The 22,840-nt window shown below is 37.7% G+C and carries 11 protein-coding genes; 3 read left to right on the forward strand and 8 right to left on the reverse strand.

Going from position 1 to position 22,840, the window contains the following annotated elements; translation table 11 throughout:
* Nucleotides 1–36: 36 nt before the first annotated feature.
* Together KTI78_RS01740 and KTI78_RS01745 are read right to left on the reverse strand one after the other, a co-directional pair.
* A complete protein-coding gene (locus KTI78_RS01740) occupies nt 37–612 on the reverse strand; it encodes a DUF4112 domain-containing protein (protein WP_262445005.1) in 576 nt (191 codons plus the stop codon).
* 70 nt (nt 613–682) lie between these two features.
* Nucleotides 683–3,778, reverse strand: a complete 3,096-nt coding sequence (locus tag KTI78_RS01745) for a multidrug efflux RND transporter permease subunit (protein ID WP_262445006.1) — start codon at nt 3,776–3,778, stop codon at nt 683–685.
* A gap of 263 nt (nt 3,779–4,041) precedes the next feature.
* On the opposite strand from KTI78_RS01745, the gene KTI78_RS01750 reads away from it, so the two are divergent.
* Complete coding sequence (locus KTI78_RS01750) at nt 4,042–5,184, forward strand: glycerophosphodiester phosphodiesterase (protein WP_262445007.1); 1,143 nt, start codon at nt 4,042–4,044, stop codon at nt 5,182–5,184.
* Nucleotides 5,185–5,229: 45 nt separating this feature from the next.
* Here KTI78_RS01750 and KTI78_RS01755 read toward each other — a convergent pair whose 3' ends face one another.
* On the reverse strand, nt 5,230–6,192 hold the full coding sequence (locus tag KTI78_RS01755) for an MBL fold metallo-hydrolase (protein WP_262445008.1): 963 nt from the start codon (nt 6,190–6,192) through the stop codon (nt 5,230–5,232).
* Nucleotides 6,193–6,298: 106 nt separating this feature from the next.
* On the opposite strand from KTI78_RS01755, the gene KTI78_RS01760 reads away from it, so the two are divergent.
* Nucleotides 6,299–6,673 (forward strand): diacylglycerol kinase, encoded by a 375-nt coding sequence (locus KTI78_RS01760; RefSeq protein ID WP_002118962.1) that lies wholly within the window; start codon nt 6,299–6,301, stop codon nt 6,671–6,673.
* Nucleotides 6,674–6,850: 177 nt separating this feature from the next.
* Here the strand turns inward: KTI78_RS01760 and groL are convergent, their stop codons facing one another.
* The 5 genes from groL to KTI78_RS01785 all read right to left on the reverse strand — a co-directional run bounded on the left by groL (nt 6,851) and on the right by KTI78_RS01785 (nt 20,581).
* Nucleotides 6,851–8,485: a chaperonin GroEL gene (gene groL / locus KTI78_RS01765; protein ID WP_016140195.1), complete on the reverse strand. Its 1,635-nt coding sequence runs from the start codon at nt 8,483–8,485 to the stop codon at nt 6,851–6,853.
* A gap of 58 nt (nt 8,486–8,543) precedes the next feature.
* Nucleotides 8,544–8,834 (reverse strand): co-chaperone GroES, encoded by a 291-nt coding sequence (groES, locus tag KTI78_RS01770; protein ID WP_002120604.1) that lies wholly within the window; start codon nt 8,832–8,834, stop codon nt 8,544–8,546.
* Between the two features lie 240 nt (nt 8,835–9,074).
* Nucleotides 9,075–18,599 carry a biofilm-associated Ig-like repeat protein Blp1 gene (blp1, locus tag KTI78_RS01775; RefSeq protein WP_262445009.1) on the reverse strand — a complete coding sequence of 3,175 codons (9,525 nt, stop codon included), beginning with the start codon at nt 18,597–18,599 and terminating at the stop codon, nt 9,075–9,077.
* Between the two features lie 304 nt (nt 18,600–18,903).
* A complete protein-coding gene (locus KTI78_RS01780) occupies nt 18,904–19,662 on the reverse strand; it encodes a metallophosphoesterase family protein (RefSeq protein WP_262445010.1) in 759 nt (252 codons plus the stop codon).
* Entirely contained in the window at nt 19,643–20,581 is a 939-nt protein-coding gene (locus KTI78_RS01785; protein WP_224991550.1) for a diacylglycerol/lipid kinase family protein, read from the reverse strand. The genes KTI78_RS01780 and KTI78_RS01785 overlap by 20 nt, the downstream gene beginning before the upstream one ends.
* 391 nt (nt 20,582–20,972) lie before the next feature.
* Between KTI78_RS01785 and KTI78_RS01790 the strand changes: the two genes are divergently transcribed.
* Nucleotides 20,973–22,805 (forward strand): phosphoenolpyruvate carboxykinase (GTP), encoded by a 1,833-nt coding sequence (locus tag KTI78_RS01790; protein WP_031949122.1) that lies wholly within the window; start codon nt 20,973–20,975, stop codon nt 22,803–22,805.
* Nucleotides 22,806–22,840 lie beyond the last annotated feature (35 nt).

A 22,840-nucleotide genomic window follows, 5' to 3' on the forward strand; every position in this document is an offset into this window, starting at 1 on the left:
AAAAATAAAGCCTCCAACTGGAGGCTTTATTTTTTATTACATGGCTTGATAGAGATCCCACAGGTAACTTACGCCCCACCAAATAGCCAAGCCAAGTAAAAGCAGTACAAACGCACCTAATAAATCGGGTATATGTAACCATAACCAACTCACCATAGAATTACGCCAGAAAGCCGAATGCTGCTGCTTCTTTTCGAGTTTTTCATGTAAATATGGATGAACGACATGAATATCACTTTGGATCTTATATTCTTCGCGTATATGCGTATGAACCACATCTAATGCTTTTCGACTCGGGCGTATAAAAATATCGAAAATAGTTCCAGCCACAGGAACAAAGCCTACTACAGCATCAACAACAGCGAGTTTGATGACTGGCGTTAGCTTATGTTGAGGTACACCAATTTGTTTAGCTTTATAAATCGCATAACAGGTCAATACGAAACCAGCAACATCACCGGCAATCGGAATAGTACTCAGTGCAGCATCGGCACCAATGCCCTGCTTTGTAAAAGGAATACGAACCGCGCTGTCCATCATAGTCGCGAACTTGGCCAGATCTCGTTCTAGTGCGATAACCTGTTGCTCTGTTAATTTTTTTTCTTGAGGCATCTAAATCAAATATATGAAGAGAAGTTAATCTTAATATACTTGATTTAATACCTCTTTTTAAATTATTTACTTAACGAGCAGCTTTCGATCTAAACAATGAACGCAATAACACGTACATGACTGGTATAAAAAACAGAACCAGTACGGTACCGAACATAACGCCACCTAAAATACTAATACCGATTTCTTGACGGCTTACAGCCCCTGCCCCTTGTGCAAAGACCAAAGGAATTACACCTGCACCAAAAGCCAAAGAAGTCATTAAAATCGGTCTTAAACGTAAGCTTGCGCCTTCTAGAGCTGCTTGAATTGCAGTCTTACCTTTTTCCTGAGCCAAAGCTGCAAACTCGACAATTAAAATTGCGTTTTTACAAGACAAGCCAATCGTGGTTAATAGTGCAATCTGGAAATACACATCATTGGGTAGACCAAAAATATAAGAGAAGATGACACTTCCCCCTACACCAAGCGGAATAGAGGTCATCACGGCGGCAGGAATGCTTAAGCTTTCATAGAGTGCGGCTAAGCATAAGAAGATAAAGCCTGCCGAAATTAAATATAACCAGACGGCCTGATTTGTCGACTTCTGTTCTTCAAAAGATAAACCTGTCCATGCCAAGCCAACGTCTTTTTGCTGATTTACGAGTTGTTCAACATCTTTCATTGCCTGACCCGAACTGCTCCCACTCGCCACATCGGCTTGTAACTGCAAAGCGCTATAACCCATATAACGTTTTACAATTTCAGGAGCGCCGCCCCAACTGAAGTTAGCAAATGAGCTAAAAGGTACCATTTCATTTTGGTTATTACGTACAGACCAATTATATAAATCTTCCGGTTTTGATCTGAACTGGGCATCACCTTGAATCATGACACGCTTGATACGACCACGGTCAATAAAGTCATTTACATATGTTCCACCCCATGCACTCGACAAAGTGCTGTTAATTGCGGGTAGCTCTAATCCATTTGCTAATGCTTGTTTCTGATCAATCTTAATATTAAGGTTTGCTTTACTGTTAGTAGACTGCTTATCAAAGTTTTCAAAACTTGAATAGCTTTTACTCTGGGTTTGCAACTGACGGAAGGTATTATCTAGAAAATCTTGCCCTTGCCCATTCAAATCTTGAATCCATAAATCCAGACCATCGGTTTGGCCTAAACCATTGACTGAAGCAGGTAATGTCACATTAATTTGTGCATTATTGAATTGACTAAAATATTTCATCGCACGCTTTTGTATAGCTTCAGCCGAATTTTCTTTACCTGTACGTACATCCCAAGGTTTTAAAGCGATAAATCCTTGTGCCAAGTTCTGCCCTGTACCAGAATAATTTCGACCATAGCGGATCAAAACCAAATCCACATTCTTATCTTCTTGGGTTAAGAAGTATTGACGGACTTGTTCTCCAATTTTCTGACTTTGCGAAATTGGTGCACTATCAACAAGCTTAATTTGAACACTTAAAATGCCTTGATCTTCTTTAGGAATAAATCCACTTTTTAAACCGCTATAAAACAGCATAAACACAGCAATCAAAGCCACAAAAATGACCACAACCGATTTACTGTAGCGAATGCTTGTTTGAACGATTTTTATATATTGATTTTTAAGTTGATCAATTTTTTTGTTAAACCAAACCGCCCAACGCATAGGCTCTGGATTAGGCTTTAAAATTAAAGCGCATAACGCAGGTGTAAGCACTAAGGCAACGACGAGCGATAACGCCATAGCGGCAACTAAAGTAATAGAAAACTGGCGATAAATTACCCCAATTGAGCCACCTAAAAACGACATTGGAATAAAAACGGCAGTTAAAACCAATGTAATCCCAATTAAAGCTCCACTAATTTCTCCCATCGACTCAATGGCTGCTTCTTTCGGTGTTAAATGCTGTTCATGCATAAGTCGCTCAACGTTTTCGACCACCACAATCGCATCATCGACTAACAAACCAATAGCGAGTACCAATGCAAATAACGTTAAAGTGTTAATACTAAAACCGAGCACATATAAAACAGCAAAAGTTCCTAAAATAACAACAGGAACGGTAATACTCGGAATGAGTGTAGCGCGCCAGCTTTGCAAGAACAGGAACATCACCAAAATAACTAAAATAATGGCTTCAATAAGCGTCTTTACGACTTCCTTAATTGACTCTTGAACAAACGGCGTATTATCTCGTGGATAAACAATTTTATAGCCAGCAGGTAATTTAGTTGTCAGCTGATCTAGAGTTTGATGGATGAGTTTAGAGGTCTGAATCGCATTTGCGCCCGAAGATAGCGAAATACCTAAACCAGCGGCTGGATAGCCATTAATGGTGTTAAAAGATTGATAATTTTCTGCACCCAACTCGACTCTAGCAATATCCTTTAAATAGACATAGCTGGCTGTTTGATTGGCTTTCACTACAATATTTTTAAAATCTTCGACTGTTTTTAGTCGAGAACCTGCAGTGACTTTAGTATTTAAATATTGTCCATCAATAACAGGTAAATCACCGATTGCACCTGCGGCAACTTGTGTATTTTGAGCGGTGATTGCACTGGCAACATCACTTGGCATTAAATTATATTGTTTTAATTTCTCTGGATTTAGCCAGATTCGCATTGCATATTGCGAACCAAAAACATCAGATTCACCCACCCCTTCAATACGGTTTAGGTTATCGACCACATGTGTAGTTAAATAGTCCGATAGCTCGATATTTCCCGATTTACCAGACGAGTCATATAAACCTATCACCATAAAAGTATCACCGAGTGACTTACTCACCGTCACCCCTTGGCGTTGTACTTCATCTGGTAAACGTCTTATGACACCACTAATACTATTTTGGACTTGGACCTGTGCTGTATCTGGATTGGTTCCATTATCAAAACTAATGGTAATTCGACTACGTCCCGATGAATCACTGGTAGAGCTGAAATAAAGTAAGTGATCAATACCTTGTATTTGCTGCTCTAAAATCTGAGTAACACTTTGCTCAACCGTTTGTGCATCTGCCCCACTATAACTTGCCGATACCGTAATTTTAGGAGGGGCAATATCAGGATAGCGCTCTACGGGTAAATTCAGCACCGAGAAAACACCAAATGCCATAACAATAATTGCTAGAACACTGGCAAAAATAGGGCGCTGAATAAAAAATTTAGATAGCATGGCTGCTCAGAATTAAGTCGTCAATTAACAGGTGGCAATGCCAAATTTGGCCTCTTGATCATCAACGAGCGATATAAAAAAGACAAGTAGAATTAACACAATAAATGCAATTAGAACAAAAACAAAGCAAGAACTGGAATTTCCTACAAACCCATAAACAAGGTTTTAACAAGTGTCACTGAAAATTCATGAATTCTTCATGATCACGTCAAGTTCAATCATCAGACTAAATACGTTTCGACTAAAACAATATGAGTAGAATTATGTTTAAAAAAGCACTTTTATGCTTAAGTTTAATTAGCTTGGTGGGTTGTAATGACGACGATAAAACTGAAAATTCACCGACCACACCTGAATATCAACTTCCTAAAATCTTGGTGGTAGGCCACCGTGGCGCGAGCGCTTTACGTCCTGAGCACACATTAGCTTCATATCAAAAGGCTATTGATGATGGTGCAGATTTTATTGAGCCTGACCTTGTTTCCACACAGGACGGCGTATTGGTTACTCGCCATGAAAATGAGATTGGCGGGACAACTAATGTAAGCATTTTAAGTCAGTTTGCAGACCGTAAAACAACAAAAAATATTGATGGTAAAGACTTAACGGGTTGGTTTACAGAAGACTTCACTTTAAGTGAATTACAGCAACTTAAAGCGCGTGAACGTATTCCAGAGTTCCGACCTGCAAACACAGCCTATAACGACCTTTATCCTGTCCCGACTCTAGAACAAGTGATTGAGCTGGCTGAAGCAAATTATAAGAAAACGGGCAAAATTATTGGCTTATATATTGAAACTAAACATCCGACTTACTTTAAAAACCAGAAACTGGCAATGGAGGATACCCTTCTTAAAACCTTAGCCAAATATGAATATACACGTGATATTGCACCTGTTTATTTACAGTCTTTTGAAGTGAGTAATTTAAAATATTTAAAAGATCAGCTCGACCTTCATAAAACGATTAAGCATGCACAAATCATTCAATTATATGATGCTAAAACCTCTCAACCAGCCGACTTCGTTGAAGCTGGCGACACTAAAACTTATGCTGATTTAGCCACAGCACAAGGATTAAAGGAAGTTGCTAAATATGCAAACGGTGTAGGGCCAAGTAAAGGCTATATCCTTAACTTTAATGACAATGGTTCAGTTCAGACGACTTCATTTATTTCTGATGCACATACGGCTGGCTTAAAAGTACATCCTTATACTTTCCGTCCAGAAAACAACTTTTTACCAAAGCCTTTAAAATGCAGTCAAGATAAACCAGCTGAGCGCTGCCCATCTGGTGCTTTAAAAGAGTTTGAAGCCTATTTCAAAGCGGGTGTTGATGGAGTCTTTACAGATGACCCAGCACTTGGTCGTGAAGCTGTTATTAATTATGAAAAAGCCGCAAAATAATTAACGTTTTTATAAAAAAACAGGGCAATAAATACCCTGTTTTTTTTATTTCTCTACGACATTATCAAAATAAAGTGGGATCCACTGATACTGCTCAGCATTTACTTTGTAAACATGACCAATACCCGGAAACGGTAAATGAGGCGCTGCAACCCATTGTTGCTTATTTGAAATTTCAGCAAACATTTTTAAACGTGTATTAATCGCCTGCTCAGAATTCACATCGAAATCCACTCCTGTTTTTGGAGCATCAAACTGTAAAGAATGTGAGTGTACGATGTCTCCAACAAAAATGATTTGCTGCTCATTACTTTTTAAGCGGAAGCTATGGTGACCTGGTGTATGACCACGCGTATCAATCACCTCAAAACCTTGAATAACATCGCCGTCTTTAAATGTCTTAAATGCTTTTTTTGCTTGATATGGAGCAAGAGCAGTTTTTACATTTTTAACCGTGCTCAAATAATTTTCTTTTTTGTCTGCTGATACTGTTTTTTCAGAAGCAGGATTTAACCAGTAATCAGCTTCACGCTCATGGGCATATACAGTTGCGTTAGGAAATACGGCTTTTCCATTTTGAGCAATACCGCACACATGGTCTGGGTGTAAATGAGTAAGTAAAACAGTTTTTACATTAGCAAGTTTATAACCTGCCAATTCAATATTTTTTGCAATCGAACCCAATTGCGGTCCAAAACAACTTGCTGCCCCACTGTCTACAAGTGTTAAGCTTTTGCCGTCATCAACTAAAAATGCATTTACCGAAGTCTGAATCCCTTTCTCATTAACAGCAGCATATTTAGTTAAAATTTTAGTTTTTTGTGCCTGATTTAAATTTTTAAATAATTCAGGATTTAAGTAAATCGTACCATCAAGCAAAGAAGTTACACGGTAGTTGCCAAATTGATGGTGATAATATCCCGGTACTTGTGTGGTTGTACTTGGCTCAGCATAACTTGCATGTATGCTTCCAATTGCAAGACCCAAAGCGACACATAATTTTTTCATCTCTTCTTCTCTATCAAGTTATAAAGTCGAAATCTTTAAAAAAGATTTAATAATTTTTTAAGACCCAAATTATATAATGCATGAAAAGTGTCAGAAATATAAGTAAATGAATAGCTATTCTCCTTATAAGGGTAAAAGTGGTCTGAAACGCATACTCAATGCTACGGGCTACTCCATTTCGGGATTTAAAGCAGCCTATAAAAATGAGGCTGCTTTTCGCCAAATTGTTTTGATAAATATTATTTTGATTCCAGTTAGTTTTTTTCTTGATGTGAGCCGTAGCGAACATGTATTACTGATTATTGTATGTCTTTTTGCAATGATCGTGGAACTATTCAACTCGGCTATTGAGGCAGTGGTTGATCGTGTTTCTCTTGAGAAACATCAACTTTCTAAAAATGCAAAAGATATGGGAAGTGCCGCTCAGTTTGTTGCACTCTCTATCATCGCTATTACTTGGTTAATTATTTTATTAGGCTAAAAAAAACCATGCCTACAAGTAAATAAGCATGGTTGTAACAAAAGAGGAACTTCTAGCTGCTGTTCCTGTTTTTTTAATATAAGCAAGTGAACTTAATTATTTCTTAAAATTATGTGAAAAATAAAAAAATCCCTGCATAAGCAGGGATTTTTTTTTGGTTAAAGCGTTGATGCGATATTACATCATTCCGCCCATACCGCCCATGCCACCCATATCTGGAACAGCTGGTTTATCTTCAGGAATGTCAGTAATCATACATTCTGTAGTTAACATTAAGCCAGCAACAGAAGCAGCATGCTCAAGTGCAGAACGAGTTACTTTAGCTGGGTCAAGAATACCCATTTCTAACATATCGCCATATTCACCAGTTGCAGCGTTGTAACCAAAGTTACCTTCACCATTCTTAACAGCATTGATGACTACAGATGGCTCGTCACCAGCGTTTGCAACGATTTGACGAAGTGGAGCTTCGATCGCACGGCGTAAAATATTGATACCCGCTGTTTGATCTTCGTTAGCGCCTTTTAAGTTGTCTAATGCATTTACCGCACGTACTAGAGCAACACCACCACCAGCAACAACACCTTCTTCAACCGCAGCACGAGTTGCATGAAGCGCGTCGTCTACACGGTCTTTCTTCTCTTTCATTTCAACTTCAGTCGCTGCACCGATTTTAATTACAGCAACACCGCCTGCTAATTTAGCAACACGTTCTTGTAGTTTTTCACGGTCATATTCTGAAGTAGACTCTTCGATTTGAGCACGGATTTGTTGAACACGTTCAGCAATACCAGCAGCATCACCAGCACCATCAACGATAACTGTGTTTTCTTTAGAAACAGTGATTTTGTGCGCAGTACCTAAATCTTGAAGAGTCGCTTGCTCTAAAGACATACCAACTTCTTCAGAAATAACAGTTGCGCCAGTCAAGATTGCAATATCTTGAAGCATTGCTTTACGGCGGTCACCGAAACCAGGAGCTTTAACAGCACACACTTTAATAATACCGCGCATGTTGTTTACAACAAGCGTAGCAAGTGCTTCACCTTCAACATCTTCAGCGATGATAAGAAGTGGTTTACCAGTTTTTGCAACTGCTTCTAAAACAGAAATCAATTCACGGATGTTGCTGATTTTCTTGTCAACAAGAAGGATGAATGGGTTTTCAAGTTCTGCAGTTAAAGTATCTTGCTTGTTTGCGAAGTAAGGAGAGATATAACCACGGTCAAACTGCATACCTTCTACGACGTCTAATGCATCTTCAAAGCCAGAACCTTCTTCTACAGTAATTACGCCTTCTTTACCTACTTTTTCCATCGCTTGAGCGATAAGTTTACCAACAGTAGTGTCAGAGTTTGCAGAGATAGAACCTACTTGTTCGATCGCTTTGAAATCATCCGCTGGTTTTGCATTTGAACGGATATTTTCAACTACAGTTCTTACTGCGATATCGATACCACGTTTTAAATCCATTGGGTTCATACCTGCAGTTACAGATTTGATCCCTTCATTCAAAATTGCTTGAGCAAGTACGGTTGCAGTTGTCGTACCGTCACCAGCGATGTCGTTAGTTTTGCTAGAAACTTCACGAACAAGTTGAGCACCCATGTTTTCAAACTTGTCTTTTAATGAAATTTCTTTAGCAACAGTTACACCGTCTTTAGTGATGTGCGGAGCACCGAAAGAACGATCGATAACAACGTTACGACCTTTAGGGCCTAAAGTCACTTTAACCGCATCTGCAAGTACGTTTACACCTGCAATCATTTTTGAGCGAGCTGAATCACCAAATTTTACGTCTTTAGCTGACATATTAAACTCCGAATCTTTTTAAATACTGAATCTGATAATGAATTGAGTTATGGATTGATTAGCCTTCCAACACAGCTAAAATGTCTGACTCTTTCATGATTAAGAGTTCTTCACCACTTACTTTCACTGTTGTACCTGCATAAGTACCAAACAATACTTTGTCACCAACTTTAACATCCAAAGCACGTACGCCATTCTCAGTGATTTGACCATTACCTACTGCAATTACTTCACCTTGAGATGGTTTTTCAGCAGCAGAACCTGGAAGTAAAATACCGCCAGCAGTTTTGGTTTCTTCTTCTACGCGACGAATTACAACGCGATCATGTAATGGACGAATGTTGCTCATAATTAACTCCATCAGACTAAGTCTTTTTGATTAATCGTTATTGCTTTAATCCAGAGCAATAACAAAATATTTAGATGTCACTTTTGTGGGGATGAAAAAAAAGGCTTCAAGGGGAAAATGAAAAAAAACTTATCTTTTTTGGTCATTTTTTAACAGGTTGTGAAGAGTTTTTATTAAATTTAAAGCACAAAATAAAAGAGGCCATTTTCATAGCCTCTTTTATAAAGATAAATTTTATTTTTAAACAAAGAGTTGCTGATTATTTAACAATTCATCTAATGTTGTATTTATCTGATTTAAGGTTATCAATGACGCGCTATTGAACATTGTACCTTCACCATCTCGGTCAAGACTAATAGTCGTGTTTCCAGCATCTTGCTCAACAGTAATAAATTTCGCTAATGTGCTCACATCTTTAGAATAGTCAATCAATAGTTCACTTAAATCGATTTTGTCAGCTTGAGGGTCAGTTCGTACATCACCTAAAGTAAAATCTAACACCGTGTCATGTCCATTCCCGCCTGTCGCATCTTGGCTATTTAGCAATTGGAACAGAATGGTATCAGCACCTCCATTAGTCATATAAGTATCGTTACCTTCACGCCCATTCAAAACGTTATTACCAGAGTTACCTGTTAAAAGATTATCTAAAGCATTGCCTGTTGCATTTAGATGAGCAGAACCAACCAACTCTAAGTCTTCTACATAACGCCCGCTTTCTAGACCTGTCGACCAATCAGAATATCCAACCAGACTATAACTCACAGAGCTAACTATTTTATCGTGTCCACCAAAATCGACATCTCGGTAGCCTGATTCGACAAGCTGGTTCTCCCAATAGCCACTTTCTACCCAAACATCTTCATAGTGGCTAGTATCTACCCAAACATCTTCATAATGACTTGTATCAATATAAACGTCTTCATTATGACTTGTATCAACCCAACCTTCTTCAGAACGTATATAAGTCAATTCGTAGCCTTCTTGCCATTGTCCATTCACGAAATCATAATGTTGTTGTTCATATCGACTATAATCGCTATCTGCCGTGCCATTATCAATATAAGTTATACCATTTTGATCTTGATAAATATTTTGTACAGTTGAATAACCACTTGTGACCCATTGGGAATCATAATATCCATCAACAAACCATATCTGTTCATAATGACCTTCATTAACCCATTCTGGATACATATAGCTATTATCAATCCAGACATCTTTATATGTTGCATACGGCTCAACAGTATATTCTTCAACAAAATCACTTATATGATCAACTACATATGTATTATCCGTAGCATCACCTTTAAATTGATCAACAGTGATGGTAGGTAAATCACTAATTATTTGGCTAATGGTTTCACTACGGTTTCCAGCACGATCAATAACAGTAAGGTCAAATGATGTTGCAGTCCCATCCACATAAGTAGAGAAAGTTCCATCTGCCATGACCGTCGTACTTGTTACAGAAGGTTCTTGATCAGCAAAATGATATGTAACTTCAACAGTAGCCTTACTTTCTGCATGTCCCGTGAGCTCTCCCCATCCATTTATGGCAAGCTGTGTTGCTACATTCGGTGCTGTTGTATCATTTATAGCAACAACCGTTGTACCTATACTCACATTTTGATTGGCATCAACTATTTTTACCGTCAATGTTTCACCATGCCAATATTGTGACCATAATTGCGCCAAGAAAGTACCACTACTTCCAACCGTAGTCTGACCAACTAAATTATTATTAACATCAAAAATATTAACCGTTGAATATGCTTCCGCTTGTCCTGAAAGTATATTTCCATCTGCTAAAACAAGCTGAGTTGCTGCATTTGGCGCGACGATGTCTATGGGTGCCTTAATTTCGGTGTAAGCGCTTTGATAGCCATTTTGCTCCACAACAATGCGTAAAGTTTGCCCATTCGCCTGAGGTGAGTATAACTGGATATTAAAATGCCCAGTTTCATCTACAGAACCACCACCAATATAATTACTATACACATCAAAAATACGCACCTCACTATTTAGTGAAGCAGTTCCCTCAATAAATAAACCATTTTCAGATACAACGACCTGATCTGCTGTTGGTGGTGCATTAGTATCTGGATTAAAAGTAATATTAAGTGGGGTACTTATATTTTTGGCTAAATCTGTTGCCGTGATAAATAACTGCTCTCCACGTAATAATGGTGGATAAATACTAGCATTGAAATATCCAGCTTCATCCGATTGAAATTCTGCTCGTAAATCGCCATCCGCATCCATTACTTTAATGATTACTTTCGGATCAGCTTGTCCCGTAATACCATAACCGTCATTACTAATCACCACATCATTAATTACTGGAGCAATATTGTCTAAAGGCGCAATAATTTCAGAGATTAGGCTATATTGATTGATATTCTGGTCATAAACTCGAACTTGTAATGTCTGTCCCTGTAGATAGTAATCAATTAACTGAATAGCGAAACTACCATCATCATTCACAACATTATTCCACCCTCCATTAATGATCTGACCATCAATAGATGTAACAACAATCGACATTCCTGCTGTTGCCTTTCCTGTCAGAATATGACCATCTACATCCAGTTTTAGCTCTGTTGCAGTAATTGGTGAATTCGAAAATACAGGTACTAACTGATGAGCAACTTCGCTTCGGTTACCAGCAATATCTTTAACAACAATACTCAAATTTTGTGTCTGGTATTGACTCAGATTAATCCATTGATTAAATGTGCCATCGTACCAAACATAAGTTGTTGTGATAACTGCACCATATTGATCAATAATTTCAATCGTTGCATTTGGCTCAGCCTCACCAAAAAGCAATCCGTCGGAGGTTAATGTAATATTTGAAGCAGCTGGTGGTGCAACATCATCAATTAAAGCATTTTGTTTAACCTCAACACTTCGGTTACTTGCTTGATCAATTACAACAAAAGTAAGCTCTTCTCCATGTAAATAGACTTGATTAAAATAACCTGACACATTACTAGCACCATCTACATAACCAAAACCTACAACCTCACCCACAGCATTTTTGACTTCAATTCGAGTATTTACTTCTGCTTGCGCCGTAAAGTTTTGGCCGTTTGAGTCGAACACAATATTTTCAATCGGATTTGGTGCGATATCATCAATCAAAGCATTCTGCTTGATCTCTGTACTGCGGTTACCCGCTCGATCAACTACAACAAAAGTGAGCTCTTCGCCATGTAAATAGACTTGATTAAAAGAACCTGACACGTTACCAGCGCCATCTACATAACCATAACCAACAAACTCACCCGCAGTATTTTTAACTTCGATTCGACTATCTGCTTCCGCTTGAGCTGTAAAGTTCTGACCATTGATATCTAATACAATATTTTCAATCGGATTTGGTGCAATATCATCAGTTAAAGCATTTTGCTTAAATTCAATACTTTGATTACCTGCTCTATCTATAACAATAAAAGTGAGTTCCTCACCTTTTAAATAAACCTGATTGAAGTAGCCTGTCACATTACCAGTGCTATCGACATAACCATAACCAACAAACTCACCCGCAGCATTTTTGACACTAATAAAACTATTTGCTTCTGCTTGTGCCGTAAAATTTTGCCCATTTTCATTAAAGATAATATTTTCAATCGGATTTGGTGCAATGGTATCCATCAAAGCATTTAACTTCACTTCATCACTACGGTTACCTACTCGGTCTATGACAACGAAAGTGAGTTCTTCTCCATGTAAATAGACTTGATATAAATAACCCGTCACATTACCAGTGCTATCGGTAGAGCCCCAACCTATCTGATTACCAAATGAGTCAAAAACTTCAATCTGACTATTTGCTTCCGCTTGTGCTGTAAAGTTTTGACCGTTCGCATCAAGTACAATATTTTTAATCGGATTTGGCGCAATATCATCAAATGGAGCCTTAACTGAAACAGCTTCACTCACATTTCCAGCTCGGTCTTTAATAGTGACTGTGAACTCTTCACCATGTAAATTGTAAGTACCGAAAGAAATAGTGAATGTACCATCAGCATTTACACTCTGATTCCACGTATTCATCTGTTGACCATTTTGATCAAAAATCTGAATGAAGGTATTTGGCTCAGCTACACCAGAAAGGGATGAACCATCTTCACTAAACGTGAGATTACTTGCAGCCACAGGAGCAACATCATCAATCGGTGCTTTTACAGTAACCCCACCACTCAAATTACCAGCCCGATCTACTACAACTACTTTAAACTCTTCACCATGCAAATAATTAGTATCTAAAGAGATGCTAAATGTTCCATCCCAATTAACATTATTATTCCAAAGATTTAATAATTGCCCATTCTGATCAAATATTTGAATCGTCGCATTGGGTTCAGCCATACCAGTTAGATATGAACCATCTTCGCTAAATACTAAATTAGTCGCATTTTCCGGCGCAGTATTATCAAGAAAGGCTGTTTGTTTTACTTCAACGCTACGATTACCAGCTTGATCAATCACAACAAAAGTGAGTTCCTCACCTTTTAAATAAACTTGATTCAAGTAACCTGAGACATTACCAGCACTATCTACATAACCAGAACCTACAACCTCACCCACAGCATTTTTAACTTCAACTTGAGTATTTGCTTCTGCTTGCGCTGTAAAGTTTTGACCGTTTTCATTGAAGATAATGTTTTCAATCGGATTTGGTGCAATGTCATCAGTTAAAGCGTTTTGCTTGATCTCTGCACTACGGTTACCTGCTCGGTCAACGACAACAAAAGTGAGTTCTTCTCCATGTAAATAGACTTGATATAAGTAACCTGAAACATTACCCATACTATCAGTTGAACCAGACCCTATCACTTCACCAGCAGCATTTTTGACTTCAATTTGAGTGTTTGCTTCTGCTTGAGCTATAAAGTTCTGTCCGTTCGCATCAAGTACAATATTTTCAATCGGATTTGGTGCAATATCATCAATCAAGGCATTCTGCTTAACTTCTGCACTACGGTTACCTGCTCGGTCAACGACAACAAAAGTGAGTTCTTCTCCATGTAAATAGACTTGATATAAATAACCTGACACATTACCAGCGCCATCTACGTAACCTGAACCGATGACCTCGCCCGCAGCATTTTTAACTTCAACTTGAGTATTTGCTTCTGCTTGCGCCGTGAAGTTTTGACCGTTTGAGTCGAGTAAAATATTTTCAATTGCATTTGGTGCAATATCATCAATCAAGGTATTCTGCTTAACTTCTGTACTACGGTTACCCGCTCGGTCAACGACAACAAACGTGAGCTCTTCGCCATGTAAATGTACTTGATAAAAAGATCCTGAAACATTGCCTGTACTATCTGCTGATCCATATCCGATGACATCACCATTGGCATTTTTAATTTCAATTTGGCTATTTGCTTCTGCCTGAGCTGTAAAGTTCTGCCCATTGATATCTAATACAATATTTTCAATTGGATTTGGTGCGATATCGTCATTCAAAACACTCTGCTTAACCTCCGCACTGCGGTTACCCGCTCGATCTACTACAACAAAAGTAAGTTCCTCACCGTGTAAGTAAACTTGCGGGAAATAACCAAATACATTACCTAAGCTATCGGTATAACTAGTAGTAATCTTATTTCCATCCTGATCGAATACATCAATAGAGCTTCCAGCTTCTGCCTGAGCTGTAAAGCTTTGAACATCTTCGTTGAAGATAATATTTTCAATCGCATGGGGTGCAATGGTATCAATTAAAGCATTTTGCTTAAATTCAACACTGCGGTTACCTACTCGATCTATAACAACAAAAGTAAGTTCCTCACCATGTAAATAGATTTGACTGAAAAAACCTGAGACATTACCAGCACTATCTGTAGAGCCCCAACCCGTCTGATTACCCAATGAATCAAAAACTTCGATCTGACTATTTGCTTCTGCTTGTGCTGTAAAGTTTTGACCGTTAGCATCAAGTAAAATATTTTTAATTGGATCCGGTGCAATATCATCAAGTGGAGCATTTATTGAAACAGCTTCACTCACATTTCCGGCCTGGTCCTTAACGGTGACCGTGAATGCCTCTCCATGTAAATTATTGCTACCTAAGAAAATAGTAAATGTACCGTCCGAGTTGACGGTATTATTCCATATATTCACTAGCTGACCATTATGATCAAAAACCTGAATCGTAGTATTCAGTTCTACTACACCCGTAAGATATGAACCATCTTCTGAGAAAACTAAATTGCTGGCTGGTGTAGGAGCAACCGTATCAGCGGTAATTACAGTATCAGCACTTACTTGCCCACGGGCATCCTTAATTGATAAGAACAATTGCTCACCATCAATAAGAGGGCGGTCAAGCTGGAGTTTAAAGTAACTTGATCCATTCCAACCGTTATCTTCACCGACTTTAATTTCGGCTACGATTTCCCCTTTGGCATCTTTAACAATGAGAGTACTATTATTTTCAGCTTGCCCACTGATCACTCCGTCCGAAGTAAAGCTATCTACATATGGGGCAAAAGCATAGTTAGGCGCCTGTATCTGAGCTGCTAAACTTACATTTCCATTTACATCTGTAGCCGTGACATAAACTGTCTCGGCATTGGTTAAAAACATACCTAGTTCTATCGAGAAACTTCCACTTTCATCGGTCCAGTTATTCCAGAACCATTTATTAAGAATGTTTCCTTGTCCATCTTTAACTAAAATTTCAGAGAAAGGTTCTGCATGACCATAAACTAGATCACCAGCATCATTGAAATTTAAATCTGTTGGAATAGGTGGAGGAGTCAGATCTACAATGATATTCTGCTCAGGACTCATCAAACCTTTATTATCAATAATTTGAACGGAAATTTGCTCTCCATCAATTAAAGGTCGGTTTACACTCAAGCTAAAATGACTAAATTCATTCCAACTATTATCATCACCTAATGTAACCTTTCCTAATTCATTTCCTTCAGCATCACGCACGATTACCGTACTATTATCTTCAGCAACTCCAGAAATTAAGCCTTCTTGTGTAATACGTTCGACATGTGGAATATAAGCAAAGTTTGGAACTTCAATTAGGGTTTCACTAACATTCTGATTTTTATCCACTACCTGTACGGTAACCGATTCGCCTTCTTTTAAAAATTGGAAAACAACTAAACTTGCAAAGCCTTGTTCATCGGTAAAACCTGTAGCAATTAAATTGCCTTCTCCAGAAAATGCACGAATAAAGCTGTTCGGCTCATTAACATGTACTGATAAAGTTTCACCACTAACATCAAACTGTGGAGTTTCTATAAATACCGCGGGCGTATAGTCTGCGGTAATATATTGTGGATGACCTGAAACATTATCTTTATCTGTAGAGATAATAATTTGAGTCCCTTCCTCCAAAGGCTGATCGAGGGACAAAGTAAATGGTCTAACTTCACCTAATGCCATTACACTAAAAGGCGTAACACCAGAGCCCTCAAATGCAATGGAGTTAAACTCTTGTAGAATATTTCCATTCTGATCTTTTACAATAAAATGACTACCTTCAGTCGCATAACCAGTGATCAAACCTTCTGGACTAATTCTTGTAATACTAATAGCTGGAACTTCAGTAACTAGTCTAATTGATGAATTTTCACTGCTATAACCATTATAAGTAGCGACTGCGTAAACTTCTTGATTTGAGTTAATTGAAAGATCTTGTAAAGTATATTTACCTTCTTCATTCGTTATTGTACTTGCAAGCCAATCACCATTTTTATTGTAGATATCGACCTTACTTCCTTTATATGCACTACCTGAAATGATAGCTCCATCTATATTATTGAAAGTCAGTGAATCTAGGGTTGGTGAATTCGGAGTATGATCCACATTATAATTTTGGGTATGTTTGATAATGGCTGTATTGCCAGCTTGATCAGTAAGACTAATATCAATTGATATATTGGTTTGCGATTCTTCTGACCACAAGAACTCTGCTGGAATTTCAGTAACCCACTCTTGGGTGACCTCATCAAAATGAAAGTTATAAACAACATCGTTTAAAGTCGTATTTACTGAAGTCAGAGAATTATTTAAATCTGTTGGTAGGTTACCTACTTCCAGTCTTATAGAAATAATTTGATCTTTTTCAACTAGACTTATTGTATTGTCTTCGGTAATCGGCTTTACAGTTACTGTAGTTGATTCAACATTTAAGGAATGATCTACAACTACTTTTTGTATAGCAGATACTGAGGTATTCCCTGCAACGTCTGTTACTACAGCTTTATATTGATAAACACCGTCAGCTAAATCTTTTTGATCAGCTGTTGTTTCTTGCCAAGTTTTTCCATCATCTTTTGAAACTTCATAGTGGTCTAATAAAGCAGCTTGCTCTCCGATCACAATCGGTTGAGCTAGCTTCAAAGTAAAATTATTATCTTGCATAATCTGGTCTGTTGCCGAAACACCCGTATCAGTCAAATCAGTTAAAGTCAGTTCACCTGCTTTTGGCGCCGTAGTATCTACAACAACTTTTTGTATAGCGCTTTCAGATACATTGCCTGCAATGTCTGTCACTACGGCTTTGTAGAGATAAATACCATCAGCCAAATCTTTTTGAGCAACTGTTGTTTCCTGCCAAGTTTTTCCATCATCAGTAGAGACTAAATACGTTACTCGACTACCATTTTCCTGTCCTTCAAGCTTTAAATTGAAGTTCTTATCTTGCGTAATCTGGTCTGTTGCTAAAACGCCTGTATCGTTCAAATCGGATAAAGTTAGTTCACCAACTTTAGGCGCTGTTGTATCTACAACAACTTTTTGTATAGCAGTTTCTGACGTATTCCCTGCAATGTCTGTTACTACGGCTTTGTAGAGATAAATACCATCAGCCAAATCTTTTTGAGCAACTGTTGTTTCCTGCCAAGTTTTTCCATCATCAGTAGAGACTAAATACGTTACTCGGCTACCATTTTCCTGTCCTTCAAGCTTTAAATTGAAGTTCTTATCTTGCGTAATCTGGTCTGTTGCCGAAACACCCGTATCAGTCAAATCAGCTAAAGTCAGTTCACCTGCTTTTGGCGCCGTAGTATCTACAACAACTTTTTGTATAGCAGTTTCCGAAGCATTTCCCGCTCGGTCCGTTACTACGGCTTTATAAAGATATACACCATCAGTTAAATCTTTTTGAACAACCGTTGTTTCCTGCCAAGTTTTTCCATCATCACTAGAGACTAAATACGCTACTCGGCTACCATTTTCCTGTGCTTCAACTTTTAAATTAAAGTTTTTGTCTTGAGTGATCTGGTCGTTTGTTGAAACTCCAGAATCTAAAAAATTTTTGAGATTCAAAGTACCTGGCTCAGGGGGCGTCGTATCTTTAGAATCTTTTCGAGACAATAAAGCAACTGTTCCTGCCCCTGCTAAAGCACTAACTACCCACGACCAGATAGGTACAGAAGATGAAGAATCTATAAACTTTGGTGTATCTTTTAATTCTAAATAATTAACAGTGGTCTGTCCGCTAACATCTTCTCCCAGATTAGCAGCCCAATAACTCTGCCCTTCATTTAAAAGAATTTGCGGATTTTCGCTAATAAAATAGTTTTCTAAAATAATTTCAGTTCCATCTTTTAGATGAACAATTGCACTGTTTCCTTCTCTTGTTATTGAAGAAATATTTTCTGGATTTATATCGATTTTTGCGACTTCTTTAGGATTTACTACAATATTTTTTGTCTGGCCTACATTAATATCAACTGTATTATTTTTTGAAGCATTATTTGCCATTAATGATACTTGTACCATTTTTCCACCATGAAATTTTAAATATTATTAAGTTATTCTAAAATATTAAGTCAAATAGATACTCATTTTAATCAAATATTATTAACTATCATAAAACACTAAACCCTTATTGTAGCTACTTTAAATCGCGGCTTTTTATATAGTTAAAAATTTTTTATGTATCCATTAATATTATTTTTAAAATGATAAAACATTTAGAATGTTTTCCTATTCCCCATATATAGAATTTAAAGCTTAGGCATTGTAATGGATAAAATTTTATCAATCTACTCTTAAGTTAAATGTCTTATAGAATTTTTATAAATTAAATTAATTGAAAAATCTTTAAATCATAATTAAACCAATAATGATTAATTTTTCCTTCATTTGAAATGACATTAAAACTATTTGGAACATGATAATGCAAACGGCTAGAAGTTGCTGTTCCTGCATGAATATCATAAATAGGATGATCTATCTTTAACTGATAAATTTGCGTTAAATCATATACAGCAGTTTTATGTAAGTGCCCATGCAACATTCCAAATAGCCCTGTTGTACTCCATTTTTCAAGTGCCATTTTTCCTAATACAGGGCAATCCTTAATACCATGCTCATCATCAGGTGGAGTATAAAAAGGTTGATGGAAAACAACTAATTTGATTTTATCCACTGGCCCTTGCTGTAATCGCTCATATGTAGTTTGAATTTGCTCAATCGAAATATGTCCACGAGTATGATAACGACGGCGAATACTATTCACCCCAACAATATAAAAATGTTCAGTTTCTAAAGTTGGTTCAAGCTGGCCAAAAAAATATTGGTAGCGAGTAAAGGGTGAGAAAAAACGGTTCCAGACATGGTACAACGGAATATCGTGATTACCAGGCACAACAAGATAAGGAATATTAAGACTATCTAAAAACTGACGGCATTTATAAAACTGTTGATATCGGGCTCGTTGAGTAATATCTCCACTTACAACAATGACTTCAGGTCTATGTTGAATGCAAAAAAGTCGGATTGCATCTAAACATGCCTCAATTTCTGTTCCAAAATGCAGATCAGACAGATGTAGCAACATTTGGCACCATAATATTTAAAGCATTTTTTTCTACAGTGAAATTTAAAGGGGGTTTCATCTCTATTATTTCACCATCTAAAGCAACTGTGAGTTTCGATTTTTTTGCACATTCAACCACAACGTGATCTGCACAAAAACTATAAACATCTTGTGCTTCTTCTACTTTGCCTTGAATCCACTGCCACAACATGTTTAATAAACTAAGCCTATCACTTTTTGTAATGACCACTCCAGCGACCCGTCCTTGTGCAGCACAATCGGCAATCCTTAATTTCATATCACACAATTGTAATTGGTTATTACCAAAGAAAATTAAAGGTGTTTTAACTGGATATTTCTTCCCATCAACTGTGACAGATAGTTTCATGGATTTATTTTCTCTTAATAAGACATCCAGAGCTGAGGTATAGGCATGTAAAGGTAAACGTCCTAAGTACTTATTATAAAGCTCACGTTTTTTTATAAATAATGGATACAACCCTAGGCTCGCATTATTCAAATAAACATGGTCATTAATAGTCGCAATATGTACAGAACGAGATGTACCTGTAGCGATAACTTCAGCAGCTTCTAACAAATCTAACGGTATATCTAAAACTTTAGCGACATAATTAAAGGTCCCCAAAGGTAAAATTCCCATAGGAATATGAGTATGTCTAAGCTTTGACGCTACTGCATTTAAGGTTCCATCCCCACCCGCTGCAACGACAACGCCTAAATTTGTGTTTTGACTATGCCGATGGATCACTTGACTCATCAAATCATCAAAGGAAACATCTTCTGCCAATTCAAAAACTTGTATTTCGAAACCAAATTCGGTGAATAAAGTCATTAACTGCTCATACATATCTTCATGTTTTGACGCATGAAAACCCGATTTTTGGTTATAGATGATAGAGAGAGGTTTTAAAGTCCGCATTTTTATTATCTTAGAGGGATTCATCACAAATATTGTATATAAAAACGTCTAATAAAAGTCCCTTTATGTAAATTTCGAATGAACATCATCTATATAATCAATAATAATTCTCAAGAAAAAAATTTAATTCAAACTATTGATTTTTAAATAAATAAATATGATAAATAACATACATACAACATAAAAATATGACCAATAAGATATTGTAAAAAACTATAAGTTAATGATTTAAATAATAAAAATTTAAAAAATCAAAATATCTATTTCTTAGTCTTTAGTCTTATTTTTTTTATGATTTTGTGCTTTAATACAGCCACTTTTTTATTTGATCTTTCATTGTACCTCTCAATGAATGACTTGTACGTTGTACATATTTTGAATAGGCCTCACCATGACCACAGTGAACGCACCAGAATTCGTTCGTCATCCTAAGCTTATCGCATGGGTTGAAGAAATTGCAAACTTAACCAAACCAGCAAAAATCGAATGGTGTGACGGAAGCGAAGAAGAGTATCAACGTCTAATCGACTTGATGATCGCTAACGGCACCATGCAGAAATTAAACCAAGAAAAACATCCTGGTTCTTATCTTGCAAATTCTGACCCATCTGACGTTGCACGTGTTGAAGACCGTACTTACATCTGCTCTCAAAATAAAGAAGATGCTGGTGCGACAAACAACTGGGAAAACCCAGCTGTTATGCGTGAAAAATTAAATGGTTTATTTGAAGGCTCAATGGAAGGCCGTACAATGTACGTTGTTCCTTTCTCTATGGGTCCTTTAGGTAGCCATATTGCTCATATCGGTATTGAGTTAACTGACTCTCCTTACGTTGCTGTTAGCATGCGTAAAATGGCTCGTATGGGTAAAGCAGTTTATGACGTATTAGGTACAGACGGTGAGTTTGTTCCTTGTGTACATACAGTAGGTGCTCCACTTGCTGAAGGTCAACAAGATGTTGCTTGGCCATGTAACCCTGAAAAATACATCGTTCATTATCCAGAAACTCGTGAAATCTGGTCTTTCGGTTCTGGTTACGGCGGTAACGCATTACTGGGCAAAAAATGTTTAGCTCTTCGTATCGCTTCTGTCATGGGACGCGAACAAGGTTGGTTAGCTGAACACATGCTTATTCTTGGTGTAACTAACCCTCAAGGTGAAAAACACTACATCGCTGCTGCATTCCCGTCTGCATGTGGTAAAACGAACTTTGCAATGTTAATTCCGCCAGCAGGCTATGAAGGTTGGAAAATCGAAACTGTAGGTGACGATATTGCATGGATCAAACCAGGTGAAGATGGTCGTTTATATGCGATTAACCCTGAAGCTGGTTTCTTCGGTGTAGCTCCTGGTACAAATACCAAGACTAACCCTAACTGTATGGCAACTCTTCACAAAGATGTTATCTATACAAACGTAGCGGTTACTGAAGATGGTCAAGTATGGTGGGAAGGTCTTTCTAAAGAAGTTCCAACAAACTTAACAAACTGGAAAGGTCAACCTCACGTAAATGGTGAAAAAGCAGCGCATCCAAATGCTCGCTTCACTGTTGCAGCTGGTCAATGTCCTTCTATCGATGCTGACTGGGAAAATCCAGCAGGTGTTCCAATTTCTGCATTTATCTTTGGCGGTCGCCGTGCAGATACGGTTCCTTTAGTTTCTGAAGCTTTCGACTGGGTTGACGGTGTATATAAAGCTGCAACTATGGGTTCTGAAACTACTGCTGCTGCTGTTGGTCAACAAGGTATCGTTCGTCGTGACCCATTCGCGATGCTTCCATTTGCTGGCTACAATATGGCTGACTACTTCGATCACTGGTTAAATATTGGTCAAGAAGTAAGTACAAAAGCTGAAGCTGCCGGTAATAAATTACCAAAAATCTTCAACGTAAACTGGTTCCGTCGTGATGCTGAAGGCAACTTCGTATGGCCTGGTTTCGGTCAAAACATGCGTGTTCTTGAGTGGATCATTGACCGTTGTGAAGGTCGTGCAAACGCTGTTGAAACACCAATTGGTCTTGTTCCAACATATGACGACTTGAACTGGCAAGGTACTGAATTCTCTAAAGAAGAGTTTGACCTCATCACAGCTCAAAATAAAGATCAGTGGATTACTGAAATTGAAAGCCACACTGATTTATTTAATAAATTAGGTGATCGCTTACCTAAAGCATTAAAAGAACGTCAAGCAGCTTTACTTGAAGCTGTAAAAACTGGCTTCTAATTGCTAAATATAAAAAAGGTCGCTATGTGCGGCCT

It is taken from the genome of Acinetobacter sp. WU_MDCI_Abxe161 (genome assembly GCF_025514355.1).
Taxonomy (GTDB): Bacteria; Pseudomonadota; Gammaproteobacteria; order Pseudomonadales; family Moraxellaceae; genus Acinetobacter; species Acinetobacter pittii_E.

Excerpts from the sequence above, each read along its gene's own strand:
- KTI78_RS01760 (WP_002118962.1), top strand. The coding sequence starts at position 6,299 with ATGAATAGCTATTCTCCTTATAAGGGTAAAAGTGGTCTGAAACGCATA.
- KTI78_RS01745 (WP_262445006.1), bottom strand. The coding sequence starts at position 3,778 with ATGCTATCTAAATTTTTTATTCAGCGCCCTATTTTTGCCAGTGTTCTA.
- KTI78_RS01790 (WP_031949122.1), top strand. The coding sequence starts at position 20,973 with ATGACCACAGTGAACGCACCAGAATTCGTTCGTCATCCTAAGCTTATC.
- KTI78_RS01740 (WP_262445005.1), bottom strand. The coding sequence starts at position 612 with ATGCCTCAAGAAAAAAAATTAACAGAGCAACAGGTTATCGCACTAGAA.
- KTI78_RS01750 (WP_262445007.1), top strand. The coding sequence starts at position 4,042 with ATGTTTAAAAAAGCACTTTTATGCTTAAGTTTAATTAGCTTGGTGGGT.
- groL (WP_016140195.1), bottom strand. The coding sequence starts at position 8,485 with ATGTCAGCTAAAGACGTAAAATTTGGTGATTCAGCTCGCTCAAAAATG.
- groES (WP_002120604.1), bottom strand. The coding sequence starts at position 8,834 with ATGAGCAACATTCGTCCATTACATGATCGCGTTGTAATTCGTCGCGTA.
- blp1 (WP_262445009.1), bottom strand. The coding sequence starts at position 18,599 with ATGGTACAAGTATCATTAATGGCAAATAATGCTTCAAAAAATAATACA.
- KTI78_RS01755 (WP_262445008.1), bottom strand. The coding sequence starts at position 6,192 with ATGAAAAAATTATGTGTCGCTTTGGGTCTTGCAATTGGAAGCATACAT.
- KTI78_RS01785 (WP_224991550.1), bottom strand. The coding sequence starts at position 20,581 with ATGCGGACTTTAAAACCTCTCTCTATCATCTATAACCAAAAATCGGGT.
- KTI78_RS01780 (WP_262445010.1), bottom strand. The coding sequence starts at position 19,662 with ATGTTGCTACATCTGTCTGATCTGCATTTTGGAACAGAAATTGAGGCA.